At 60.1% G+C, this 12,203-nt stretch carries 9 protein-coding genes, 1 tRNA gene, 2 rRNA genes and 1 pseudogene (1 of these 13 running past the window's edge); 6 read left to right on the forward strand and 7 right to left on the reverse strand.

Annotated features, from left to right (window positions below; all coding sequences use genetic code 11):
* Nucleotides 1-130 precede the first annotated feature (130 nt).
* Together ABIE62_RS04220 and ABIE62_RS04225 are read left to right on the forward strand one after the other, a co-directional pair.
* A complete protein-coding gene (locus tag ABIE62_RS04220) occupies nucleotides 131-712 on the forward strand; it encodes a TetR/AcrR family transcriptional regulator (RefSeq protein WP_354323838.1) in 582 nt (193 codons plus the stop codon).
* 77 nt (nucleotides 713-789) lie between these two features.
* Complete coding sequence (locus tag ABIE62_RS04225; RefSeq protein WP_354323840.1) at nucleotides 790-1,365, forward strand: carboxymuconolactone decarboxylase family protein; 576 nt, start codon at nucleotides 790-792, stop codon at nucleotides 1,363-1,365.
* A gap of 253 nt (nucleotides 1,366-1,618) precedes the next feature.
* On the opposite strand, the gene hisN is transcribed toward ABIE62_RS04225, so the two are convergent.
* Both hisN and ABIE62_RS04235 read right to left on the reverse strand, forming a co-directional pair.
* Complete coding sequence (hisN, locus tag ABIE62_RS04230; protein WP_354323841.1) at nucleotides 1,619-2,389, reverse strand: histidinol-phosphatase; 771 nt, start codon at nucleotides 2,387-2,389, stop codon at nucleotides 1,619-1,621.
* Nucleotides 2,390-2,521: 132 nt separating this feature from the next.
* Nucleotides 2,522-3,457: a ribose-phosphate pyrophosphokinase gene (locus ABIE62_RS04235; protein WP_354323843.1), complete on the reverse strand. Its 936-nt coding sequence runs from the start codon at nucleotides 3,455-3,457 to the stop codon at nucleotides 2,522-2,524.
* A 139-nt stretch (nucleotides 3,458-3,596) separates the two neighbouring features.
* Between ABIE62_RS04235 and ABIE62_RS04240 the strand changes: the two genes are divergently transcribed.
* Nucleotides 3,597-4,115: a PH domain-containing protein gene (locus ABIE62_RS04240; RefSeq protein ID WP_354323845.1), complete on the forward strand. Its 519-nt coding sequence runs from the start codon at nucleotides 3,597-3,599 to the stop codon at nucleotides 4,113-4,115.
* Complete coding sequence (locus ABIE62_RS04245; RefSeq protein ID WP_354323846.1) at nucleotides 4,112-5,683, forward strand: PH domain-containing protein; 1,572 nt, start codon at nucleotides 4,112-4,114, stop codon at nucleotides 5,681-5,683. Before ABIE62_RS04240 ends, ABIE62_RS04245 begins: the two co-directional genes overlap by 4 nt.
* Here ABIE62_RS04245 and ABIE62_RS04250 read toward each other — a convergent pair.
* Nucleotides 5,629-5,994 (reverse strand): GNAT family N-acetyltransferase, encoded by a 366-nt coding sequence (locus ABIE62_RS04250; RefSeq protein ID WP_354323848.1) that lies wholly within the window; start codon nucleotides 5,992-5,994, stop codon nucleotides 5,629-5,631. The two genes, ABIE62_RS04245 and ABIE62_RS04250, sit on opposite strands and share 55 nt — an antisense overlap.
* 30 nt (nucleotides 5,995-6,024) lie before the next feature.
* On the opposite strand from ABIE62_RS04250, the gene ABIE62_RS04255 reads away from it, so the two are divergent.
* Together ABIE62_RS04255 and ABIE62_RS04260 are read left to right on the forward strand one after the other, a co-directional pair.
* Nucleotides 6,025-7,044: a threonine aldolase family protein gene (locus ABIE62_RS04255; protein WP_354323850.1), complete on the forward strand. Its 1,020-nt coding sequence runs from the start codon at nucleotides 6,025-6,027 to the stop codon at nucleotides 7,042-7,044.
* Nucleotides 7,041-7,970 (forward strand): DMT family transporter, encoded by a 930-nt coding sequence (locus ABIE62_RS04260; RefSeq protein WP_354323852.1) that lies wholly within the window; start codon nucleotides 7,041-7,043, stop codon nucleotides 7,968-7,970. Before ABIE62_RS04255 ends, ABIE62_RS04260 begins: the two co-directional genes overlap by 4 nt.
* 243 nt (nucleotides 7,971-8,213) lie before the next feature.
* On the opposite strand, the pseudogene ABIE62_RS04265 reads toward ABIE62_RS04260, so the two are convergent.
* The 4 genes and pseudogenes from ABIE62_RS04265 to ABIE62_RS04280 form a co-directional block, all read right to left on the reverse strand.
* Nucleotides 8,214-9,401 (reverse strand): annotated as a pseudogene (locus ABIE62_RS04265) (IS3 family transposase).
* A gap of 250 nt (nucleotides 9,402-9,651) precedes the next feature.
* Nucleotides 9,652-9,728: transfer RNA gene (locus tag ABIE62_RS04270), tRNA-Met, on the reverse strand.
* 182 nt (nucleotides 9,729-9,910) lie between these two features.
* Nucleotides 9,911-10,025 (reverse strand): 5S ribosomal RNA (rrf, locus tag ABIE62_RS04275).
* Between the two features lie 141 nt (nucleotides 10,026-10,166).
* A 23S ribosomal RNA gene (locus tag ABIE62_RS04280) occupies nucleotides 10,167-12,203 on the reverse strand; it runs 753 nt beyond the window's last position.

Raw genomic sequence — 12,203 nt, forward strand, 5'->3', positions numbered from 1 at the left:
AATCAAACCCGCTCTTGGACGCTTGGACCCAGGGCAATAGCACTCCGCGCCAGAATCCTCATAAAGCTGCCAGCATTTGTTGGGCAAGAATTGTCTTGAACAATCGTTCCAGACATACTATCTGCCTGCCATGCCTTGGGAAAAGAACTTCGATGTTGAAACGACGCTGACCCGGGCGATGCAGGTGTTTTGGGCGCGTGGGTACGAAGCTACCTCGATGCAGGATCTGGTAACGGCCACCGGGGTGAACCGGGCCAGCATCTACGCGACTTACGGCGATAAGCGGGCGCTATTTCTCAGTGCACTCAAGAAATATGACATCGATATTAGGCGCCGGATGTTTGAACAGCTCGGCGCATCCCAACCGCCTGCCGAAGCGATTACGACGGTGTTTGACCGGTTCATTGATCAGACCAAGGTGCCGCAGGGCAATTGGGGTTGCTTCATCGTCAACACCGCGCTTGAACTGGCAGCACATGACAGCGAAATCGCCGAACTGGTCAACGCCGCCCAGGACGATATCGAAGCCTTCTTCCTCGCGATGATCCGCAAGGGACAGCAAGATGGCGCGTTTGCTGCCGATCGGGATGCTGGGCAGCTCGCGCATCAGGCGCTCGCAGCAATGCTGGGCATGCTGGTGATGATCCGCAGCCGCCCTGACGCCGATACCCTAACCACCATTCGCGACGGCGTTTTGAAATCACTGATCTGATCGAGATTTATTGCTGCCTCGTTTGGAACGATCATTCCTAATGCCTCGCGCCGCTCAACCTGACGAAAGGAAATACAATGCCCGACACATTCAAGACCAGCTTGCCCCTGCGCGGGACGGATGATGCCGATCCTGCGATCAGCGCTCCCTTGACACAAATCGAAGCAAAAATGGGCATGTTGCCCAACATGTACCGAGCGATGGTCAACCTGCCCGCGCTGCTGGACACCTATAGCCACGGCTATACACTGTTCCGCGCCGAAGCGGGCTTCACCCCTGTCGAACAGGAAGTGGTTCTGCTGGCGATCAGCCGCTTCAATGGCTGCCATTATTGCGTCGCGGCGCATAGCTTTGTCGCCGACAAGATGTCCAAGGTGCCAGCCGAAGTGACCGATGCGATCCGCGATGGCCGTCCGATTGCCGATGCCAAGCTCGAAGCCTTGCGTGAATTTGCGCATATCATGACCGAAAGCCGCGGCAATCCGACCACCGATCAGGCGCAGGCCTTTCTCGCCGCGGGATATACCGAGCAGCACATTCTCGGTATTATTCTGGCAATCAGTGCCAAGGTTATTTCGAACTATTCCAACCATATATTCCACACCGAACTCGATGCAGCTTTTGCCAATCGCGCGTGGACGCCAGCGTTGTAACCTATTGCCGGTTTATAGCGAACGTTCCAGTTAACCAGCAGCTACCCCCCCAACCCCTGCTGCTGGTCGGGGCCGCGCCGCTTACAAGATCGCAAGATCGGGCGGCGCGGCGCCATTATTGTTCGGTATCAGAGCGCTCAGCGAATTGCCGGACGCGGCGCTGTCGTAGCGGGCACCGGATCAGCGACCGGAGCAACATTTCGCCGCCGTGATGAGGGCACGGGGTCGCATGACGAAAAGGCCCGCTGGCGGCCTACCCCATCGCCTCAAGCACATCTTCGAGCCGCGCCGGATCGCCCAGTGCGATCACCGTGCCGTCGCTTGCCGCATCCAAGGGGTTGCCCTGCCAGTCGGCCATTATCCCTCCCGCGCCTTCGACCACCGGAACGAGCGCGGCGTAGTCATAAAGCTTCAGCCCCGCCTCGATCACCACGTCGATATGGCCGGATGCGACGAGGCCGTAATTGTAGCAGTCCCCGCCGTAGATAATCTTCTTTTCCGCCACCTGCTTGGCGACCGCCATGAAAGCGTCAGCCTCCTCATTGGTGAACAGGTGCGGGCTGGTGGTAGCGAGCACCGCGTCGGACAGTTCCTTGAGCGGGCGGGCCTGAGCGGGCTTGCCGTTGAACAGAGTCGGCTGGCCGATCCTCCCGACCCAGCGCTCACCCGCAATCGGCTGGTCAATGATGCCCAGCACCGGCCAGCCATCTTGCAACAGCGCGATCAGCGTGCCGAAGATCGGGCGTCCGGCGATGAAGCTGGTGGTGCCGTCGATCGGATCGAGCACCCATTGACGGCCTGCGCCTTCGTTGCGGATGCCATATTCCTCGCCGATGATGCCGTCGCGGGGGAATTCGGCCTCGATCAGCCGCCGCATCGCGGCTTCGGCAGCGCGGTCGGCTTCGGTGACGAAGGAGCGGTCGGCTTTGCGCTCCTCGCTCCACTGGCCGCGAAACAGCGGACGGATCGCCGCCCCGGCAAGATCGGCGAGGCGCAGGGCGAGGGCGAGGTCGTTATCGGTCATTTACAATGCCAGCCATGGGGTTCCTTATCCGTCATTGCGAGGCGCGAAGCGACGCGGCAATCCATGAACCGCCGCCGCATCTGCCGCGATGTCTGGCCATGGATTGCTTCGCCTTCGGCTCGCAATGACGAACTAATCAAACAGGCTCGACACACTGCTTTCATCCGCAATCCGCCGGATCGCTTCGCCCACCAGTGGGGCGATCGGCAGGATGCGGATGCGGTCTGATGCTTCGGCGGCTTCGGTTGGCCGGATCGAATCGGTAATCACCAGCTCTTTAAGGCGCGACCCGTTGATCCGCGCCACCGCGCCGCCCGACAACACCCCGTGGGTGATATAGGCCGCGACCGACTTTGCACCGTTTTCGAGCAGCGCCTCGGCCGCGTTGCACAGGGTGCCGCCCGAATCGACCATATCGTCGATCAGGATGCAGTGCCGGCCTGAAACGTCGCCGATGATGTTCATCACCTCGCTTTCGCCCGGCCGGTCACGGCGCTTGTCGACGATCGCCAGCGGCGCGTTGTCGAGCCGTTTGGCGAGCGAGCGCGCGCGCACCACCCCGCCGACATCGGGCGACACCACCATCAGATCCTGATCGCCATACCGCGCCTGAATATCCGCTGCCATCACTGGCGCAGCATAGAGGTTATCGGTCGGAATATCGAAAAAACCCTGAATCTGCCCCGCATGCAGATCGACCGCCAGCATCCGGTCTGCCCCTGCCTCGGTAATCAGGTTCGCCACCAACTTGGCCGAAATCGGCGTGCGTGGCCCCGGCTTGCGATCCTGCCGGGCGTAACCGAAATAGGGCACCACCGCCGTGATCCGCTTGGCCGAGGCGCGGCGCAGCGCGTCGATGCAGATCAGCAATTCCATCAGATTATCATTGGCCGGAAAACTGGTCGGCTGGACGACAAACACGTCTTCACCGCGCACGTTTTCATGGATTTCAACGAATATTTCTTCGTCTGAGAACCGCCGCACACTGGCATCGGTGAGCGGCATTTCGAGATAGGCCGCGATGGCCCGGGCGAGCGGCAGGTTCGAATTGCCGGACATGATCTTCATGGCGCGCGAATCCCCGATGGCAGGTGATCCGCCTCGCCTAGCGACACGTCATAGGAATGCAACAGACCGAACGGTGGTTGTCGTCAGGTGTGAACGAAAGCGCTTGCGCGGGTGCGCTGTATTGCGCAAGTAAACCACCATGGATAAATCATCTGCGCCAACCCCTGTCGATCAGCCGTCCGATGACGAGGGCGAGCTTACCAGACTGCACCCCAATTACGCTCACGCGCTGCGGGTGCAGGCAGCACTGGCCGCGATTCCGTTTCTGATAGGATCGCTGGTGCTGGAGACGGCCTTTCGCGATCAGGCGGCCTTCCCCAGCGGGATCATTGCCGGACCGGTGCTGCTGATTGCACTGGCGTTGATCATCCGCATCCCGGCGCGGCGTTACCATGCGCGCGGGTATCAGATCAGCGCGGACCGGCTGCGGGTGGTGCGCGGCTTGCTGTGGCGTTCGGACACGGTAGTCCCGTTCAGCCGGGTGCAGCATATCGACGTGCATCAAGGCCCGCTCGAACGGTTTTTCGGCATCGCCACGCTGACGCTTCACACTGCGGGCAATCACAATGCCAGCGTGGCATTGCCCGGACTGGAAGAGGCGCGCGCAAGGGAAATGCGCGAAGAGATCCGCGCCCATATCCGGCGGGAGAGCCTGTGATCCAGCCGCATAGAACCGCGCCGATCAGCGTTGTTTTGGGCGCAATCGGAAGCATCCGCAGCGCGATTATTCCGGCGATCGCGGTTGCGTTTTCCGGGATTGGCGGTGCGGGCCGGATGCTGGTCGCCATCGGGGTTGTTGTGGCGGCGGCGATTATCGGGACGCTGTTCAGCTATATCGCCTGGCGGCGGCTGACCTATACCATCGGCGAACAGGATATCCGGGTGGAAAGCGGCGTGCTGAGCCGTTCGGCGCGTTCGGTTCCCTATGAGCGGATTCAGGATGTCAGCCTGGAAGCCAAGCTGCTTCCACGTCTGCTGGGCCTGGTCGCGGTCAAATTTGAAACCGGAGCGGGTGGGAGCGAAGACCTCGCGCTAACATACCTCACCGCCGCCGAGGGCGAGCGCCTGCGCCACTTGGTGCGCGAACGCCGCGATGATGGGCAACAGGCTGCTACGAGCACCAACCCAGCGGCATCTTCATCGGGCGACGCGGATGAAGGCGCGGATGAAGGCGACGTGCTGTTCGCAATGGGGCCAAGGCGGTTATTGCGCTTTGGCCTGTTTGAATTCTCGCTCGCGGTGTTCGCGGTGCTGGGCGGCCTGCTGCAATATGCCGACATGGTCACCGATATTGACATCTGGAACGGCGATCTGTGGCGCGGTTGGCTGGAGGAACAGGGCAGCACCATTGCCAGCCTTGGCCCTTACGCGCAGGCGGCGGGCGCGACCGCCGGGCTGTTCGGATTGGCGCTGATCGGTCTGGCAACCGGCATCCTGCGAACCTTTGCGCGCGATTGGGGGTTCACCCTTACCCGCAGCGCACGCGGATTCCGGCGACAGCGCGGCTTGTTCACCCGCACCGATGTGGTGATGCCAGCGCACCGGGTGCAGGCGCTGGTGATCGGCACCGGGTTTATGCGCTATCGGTTTGGCTGGCACGGTTTGAGCTTCGTGAGCCTGGCGCAGGATGCCGGCCATGAAAGCCACGTCGTCGCCCCGTTTGCGCAGATGGACGAGATCGCGCCAATCGTAGCGGCGGCAGGGTTCCACTTGCCTGATGAGCGGATCGACTGGCACCGCGCCAGCCGACGTCACCGCGATGACACGGCGATCATCAGCGCGCTGCCGTTTGTCGTGGCGGCGATTCTAGGGGCGGTCTTGGCGCCTCTTAGTGTGGCCTTGATCCCGCTTGGCCTGGCGGTAGTGATGGCCGGGGCGCAACTTTATGCGTGGGAGTTCCGGCGTCATGCGATTGATCCAGAACAGATTTTCTCCACCACCGGGCTCATGTCACCCACCAGCCGGATTTCGACCCGGCAAAAACTGCACTCGGTGGAAATCGCGCAGGGACCGCTGGCCCGCTGGCGTGGCTATGCCACTATGCATCTGGGACTGGCTGGCGGCAGTTTTTCAATTCCCGGCATGCCATTGAAAACGGCTCGAATATTGCGCGCCAGCATTCTCGATACCATCGCCGCGACTGATTATTCGCAGATCGATGCGCCGCTTGATCAGGCTTTCAACACGGACCAATCGGGGTTGGCGGCAAATTTGGCGGCGACATAGGAACAATCCGGACGGATCAGGAAACCCTGCCGCCGTGCATCCGCGACCATTCGCATCACCAGCGCAGCCGCCACCCCGCGCCCGCCGATCGCGCGCGGCACCACGGTATGCGCGGCGATACGCACTTCCTTGCCCGCCTGCACGCCGCCTGGTTCCCACTGAAGATAGGCCTCGTGCGAAGAATTGCGCACCACCGCTAAATAGCATCCACCCTGCCCTTGAACATGATGGGTGATGGTGAGTTCTGTGGTTTCCTCGACCACTGGCCGTTTCTCCCGCTTGCGTTGACCGTATGTCTGGCCGCTTGCCATGGCCGCGTGGCACATTAGAGGCGTTGTCCCATGACCCTTGCCAAGCCCTTCCTGTCGGACAATGCCGCCGCCGTCCACCCCCGATTGTGGGAGGCGATGCGTGCAGCCGACCATCCGGATAATCCCTATGATGGCGATTCGCTGTCAGGAGAATTCGACGCACGCTTTACGGCGCTGTTCGGGCGTGAATGCGCCGCGCTGTGGGTGGCGACCGGGACAGCAGCCAACTGCCTTGCGCTGGCGACGATGTGCGCCCCCCACGGCGGGGTGGTGTGCCACCGCGAGGCACATATCGAGGTCGATGAAGGCGGCGCGCCGGGATTTTTTCTCCACGGTGCCAAGCTGATGCTGGCAGACGGCGATGGCGCAAAGCTGACGCCGGAAGGCATAGCCGCGCTGATCGATCCGATCCGCAATGATGTGCATCAAGTGCAGCCGCACGCCATCGCGATCACGCAGGCGAGCGAATATGGTCGCACCTACACGGCTGCCGAACTGGCGGCGCTGGGTGTGTTTACGAAGGAACGGCGGCTTGGTCTGCACATGGACGGAGCGCGCTTTGCCAATGCGGCAGCTTTCCTTGGCGGCAGCGCAGAAGATGCGGCACGCGCAGCTAGCGGCCCGGTCGACAGTCTTTCCTTCGGGTTCATCAAGAACGGCGGGATGGGCGCGGAGGCGGTGGTGCTGTTCGAACCCGAAGCCGCCATGCAAGTTCGCTATCGCCGCAAGCGCGCGGGGCACCTGCAATGCAAGGGCCGCTATCTCGCCGCGCAGATCCTTGCGATGCTGGATGGTGACTTGTGGCTTGCCAATGCCGTGCACGCCAATGCCGCTGCACAGGAAGTGGCGGCAGGTTGCGGCGACCGGCTGCTTCACCCGGTTGAGGCTAATGAACTGTTCGTGCGATTGAGCGAGGCTGAACGCGCCGCTCTGCGCGCGCAGGATTTCGCCTTTTACGATTGGGGCGCCGATTCCGCCCGCTTCGTCACCGCGTGGAATACTCGAACTGAGGACGCGCAGGCGCTTGGCAAGGCCATCGCCTCACTATGACGTCAGCCCCCGCGCCGACGACTTTCGGCCCCTCAATACTCAGCCCCAAGGTGCTGATCCCGTTCATGCTGACCGGCACGATCTGGGGATCGACATGGTTTGTGATTACGGGACAGATCGACGGAGTGCCTGCGGCGTGGAGCGTATTCTACCGCTTCCTGCTGGCGACCCCAGCGCTGTTTTTGCTGGCTATGGTGATGTGCAACCGACTGAGGCTGGGCCGGGCCGAACATCTGTTGGCGCTCGGTGTCGGCATCGCGCAGTTCAGCGGCAATTTCCTGTTCGTCTACCATGCCGAAGCGCACATCACCTCGGGCATCGTCGCGGTGATGTTCGCGCTGCTGATGGTGCCCAACGCGGTGTTTGCGCGGGTGTTCATCGGCGAAAAGGTGCAAGGCGGCTTTATCGGCGGTAGCCTTGTCGCGATTGCTGGGGTGGCAATGTTGTTGGTGCACGAATGGCGCGCGGCTCCGCTGGACGGCAATGTCGGCCTTGGGATCATGCTGGCGATTGGCGGGATGCTGGCAGCATCAATTGCCAATGTGGTGCAGGCCAATACCACCGGACGCGCAGTGCCGATGGTCAGCCTGCTGGCCTGGGCGATGCTTTATGGCACGATCTTCGATCTTGGATTTGCACTGCTGACCGCTGGCCCTCCTCCGGCGGTGCCGCAGGCTTGGCAGTTCTGGGCGGGGACAGCCTATCTGGCGCTGATCGGGTCGGTGGTGACCTTCCCACTGCACTATAATCTGGTGCGCGAGATCGGCGCGGGGCGCACGGCCTATAATGCCATTGTTACCGTGTGCGTGGCGATGCTGCTGTCGACTTTGTTCGAAGGCTATCGCTGGACGTGGCTAACCGCGAGCGGCGCGGCGCTGGCGTTGCTGGGCATGGGTCTGGCGCTCAGGTCGAAGCAAAAACGCTAGGGCCCGGTCCCCGAGGCCAATCAGCCCCTCGACATAAGCAGGACACATCCGCGCCCGGTGCCGATCTGTCGCTGGCAGATTAAAATGCCCCAGAAGTGACATTTGAAAATTCCCCACTTCGTTTGTTTGACCCTGTCCGGGGCGCGCCCCGGACAGGGTCAAATTGGAAACATCGGGCATAGTGAGGTGGTCCCGCCTTCTTGGACAGTTTGGCGGCTGAGTTAAGCTAATCCCGGTTGTCTTTCATGCCGCCTGTTTGATCATCAGATCATGGGGGGCATGCCCCCCCATGATCTGATTGCCCGATCCGCCGATAGGCCTCGACCGGGGTTCGCCCGGCCAGGCCCGAGTGCGGACGCTGGGTGTTGTAATAGGTGATCCACCGGCCAAGGCCAGCCCGCAGCTCGGAACCGGTCTCGAAGGCATGCAGGTAGACGCACTCGTACTTCAGAGAGCGCCAGAGTCGCTCGATGAAGACATTGTCCATCCACCGGCCCCGGCCATCCATGCTGATGCGGACCTCGGCCTCGCGCAGCACGCTTGTGAAGGCAAAGCTGGTAAACTGGCTGCCCTGATCCGTATTGAAGATTTCCGGCCTGCCGAACCGGGCCAGTGCCTCCTCCAGCGCTGCGACGCAGAAGCCAGCGTCCCCAGGTTTTCTGGCATCGTGTTCGACAGGTGCCAGGCCTGCACCTTGCGGGTCGCCCAGTCCATGATCGCCACCAGGTAGAGGAAGCCCCGACGCATGGGGATGTATGTCACATCGGCGCACCACACGTGGTTCGGCCGCTCGATCGTCAGCTTGCGCAGCAAGTATGGATAGATCCGGTGCTGCGGGTGCGGATCGCTCGTGCGCGGCCGCTGGTAGATCGGCGTCAGCCCCATCTTCGCCATCAACCGCCGCACCCTACGACGACCAACATCACGGCCATTGCGCCGAAGATGCCGCGCCATCTGGCGGCTGCCATACCATGGGCAGTCCAGGAACGTCGTGTCGATCACCGTCATCAGCGCCAGCGTTTCGTCCGTTTCCGGCACCGGCGCATAGTAATAAGATGAGCGGCTGATCCGCAGCAGGCGGCACTGAGCCGAGATCGACAGGCGGTGGTGAGCAGGTTCGACCATCGCCCGCCTCCGGTCCACGCTCATCGACCGAAGGCCTTCGCTAAAAAATCCCGCTCCACCACCAGTTGCCCGATCTTGGCGTGCAACTTTTCCACCTCGCTCTCGCTGGCAACCCTGGCAGGATCGCCAGCCCCGGAGAACGTGCTCGCCATCCCATCGATGGCTTGCCGCTTCCAGAACGCGATCATCGTGTGGTGCACGCCATGCTTGGCTGCCAAGCTCCGCCAGCGTCAGGTCACCCCGGATCGCCTCCAGCGCCACCTTGGCTTTGAAATCGGCGCTGTAGCGCTTTCTCGTCGTCTTCATTCCCGTACCAATCCATCAGGTCGGGATTAGCTTACCATCCTGTCCAGAAAATCGGCACCACCTCACCCTTTAACCGGGCGTGGAAACTCGGCGCTTCACATCAACCGCGCAAGGTGGGCTCGGGACATCGCTTACGTTTCACCGGATGGATACACTGTGAATTGCTGGGCATTCTTATTTTTTACTGACCCAAATTTGATCCAAAAATAAAAATAAGGCCTCAGCGTTTCTGCTAAGGCCTTGATTTATTTGGTTGCGGGAGTTGGATTTGAACCAACGACCTTCAGGTTATGAGCCTGACGAGCTACCGGGCTGCTCCATCCCGCGATAAACCGTTTGTCTGGCGTCCCTCGCGCTAAGCGCTGTGGGCGGCCGGTCGGCCTTGCGGATCCTGTGGATCCGTTTGGCGCGCGTCCCAGATTAAAACTCTAGAGACGCCAAAAGGGCCGCCCTTGCAGGACAGCCCTATGACTTGTGAATGGGTTATACCCGCTCCCACTGGCTTCAATGCCTGGCGACGACCTACTCTTCCGTGCCTTAAGACACAGTACCATCGGCGCTGTCTGGTTTCACGGCCGAGTTCGAGATGGGATCGGGTGGGTCACAGACGCTATGGCCACCAAGCAATGGGGCCAGTGGATGCGGGTTTTTAAATCGATGCACACTCACTTGGGTGAGTGGTAAAGGGCGTATCTGGCTGGAGGTATTCTCCACCACAAAGACTTGCTTACCCATAGGGCAGGCCTGTCGTTGACAGTGCGAACTCTCAAGCATGATATGAACTATTAGGACCGGTTAGCTCCATGCATTACTGCACTTCCACACCCGGCCTATCAACGTGATGGTCTATCACGGTTCAAAGATACCTAATCTCAAGGGAGGCTTCCCGCTTAGATGCTTTCAGCGGTTATCCCGTCCATACATAGCTACCCTGCGGCACCCTTGGCAGGATGACAGGTACACCAGAGGTATGTTCACCCCGGTCCTCTCGTACTAGGGGCAACTCCTTTCAAGTATCGACGCCCACGGCAGATAGGGACCAAACTGTCTCGCGACGTTCTGAACCCAGCTCACGTACCACTTTAATTGGCGAACAGCCAAACCCTTGGGACCTGCTCCAGCCCCAGGATGTGATGAGCCGACATCGAGGTGCCAAACGATTCCGTCGATATGAGCTCTTGGGAATCATCAGCCTGTTATCCCCGGCGTACCTTTTATCCGTTGAGCGATGGCCCTTCCACGAGGGACCACCGGATCACTATGACCGACTTTCGTCTCTGCTCGACTCGTCAGTCTCGCAGTCAGGCAGGCTTATGCCATTGCACTCTAACAGACGGTTTCCAACCGTCCTGAGCCTACCATCGCGCGCCTCCGTTACTCTTTAGGAGGCGACCGCCCCAGTCAAACTACCCGCCACAGAGGGTCCCTACACCGGATAACGGTGCGAGGTTAGATATCAGAAAACAGCAGGGTGGTATTTCACCTATGGCTCCACGGCAGCTGACGCCGTCGCTTCAAAGCCTCCCACCTATGCTACACAACTCTTTCCTAATACCACTCTGAAGCTGCAGTAAAGGTGCACGGGGTCTTTCCGTCTAACCGCGGGTACTCCGCATCTTCACGGAGAATTCAATTTCGCTGAGCATATCCTGGAGACAGTGGGGAAGTCGTTACGCCATTCGTGCAGGTCGGAACTTACCCGACAAGGAATTTCGCTACCTTAGGACCGTTATAGTTACGGCCGCCGTTTACTGGGGCTTCAATTCGGAGCTTGCACTCCTCCTCTTAACCTTCCAGCACCGGGCAGGCGTCAGACCCTATACGTCGTCTTGAAGCCGACTTAGCAGAGTCCTGTGTTTTTGATAAACAGTCGCTACCCCCTGGCCTGTGCCCCCCACCAAAAGTTGCCTTAAGATGGGGCCTCCTTCTTCCGAAGGTACGGAGGCAATTTGCCGAGTTCCTTCAGGATACTTCTCTCAAGCGCCTTGGTATACTCTACCTGACCACCTGTGTCGGTTTCGGGTACGGTCTATATGAAGAGGCTATTTCCTGGAACCGCTTGGCTGCATGACCAATCCAATAAGGCCACACAACTTCCACGATCCGTCACACATCTTCAGGCCCACGAATATTAACGTGGTTCCCATCGACTACCCCCTTCGGGCTCGTCTTAGGGGCCGGCTCACCCTACGCTGATTAGCATTGCGTAGGAACCCTTGGTCTTTCGGCGACAGGGTATCTCACCCTGTTTGTCGCTACTCATGTCAGCATTCGCACTTCCGATACGTCCACGGTCGGTTACCCTCCCGCTTCACTCGCCTACGGAACGCTCCGCTACCGCTGCAGTAAACTGCAACCCTAAGCTTCGGTGCATATCTTTAGCCCCGTTACATCTTCGCCGCAGGAACCCTTATTTAGACCAGTGAGCTGTTACGCTTTCTTTAAAGGATGGCTGCTTCTAAGCCAACCTCCTGGTTGTTTTGGGATTCCCACATGCTTTCCCACTTAGATATGACTTGGGGACCTTAGCTGTAGGTTAGGGCTGTTTCCCTTTTGACGACGGACCTTAGCACCCGCCGTCTGTCTGCCAGACAAGACTCGATGGTATTCGGAGTTTGGTTAGGTTTGGTACCGCTCGCGCAGCCCTAGCCCATCCAGTGCTCTACCCCCATCGGCATACATCTGACGCTCTACCTCAATAGATTTCGCGGAGAACCAGCTATTTCCCGGCTTGATTGGCCTTTCACCCCTAAACACAAGTCATCCGATAATTTTTCAACATTAAACGGTTCGGTCCTCCAG

Origin of the sequence: Porphyrobacter sp. MBR-155 (assembly GCF_040547625.1) — a bacterium.
In the GTDB taxonomy this organism is placed as follows: domain Bacteria; phylum Pseudomonadota; class Alphaproteobacteria; order Sphingomonadales; family Sphingomonadaceae; genus Erythrobacter.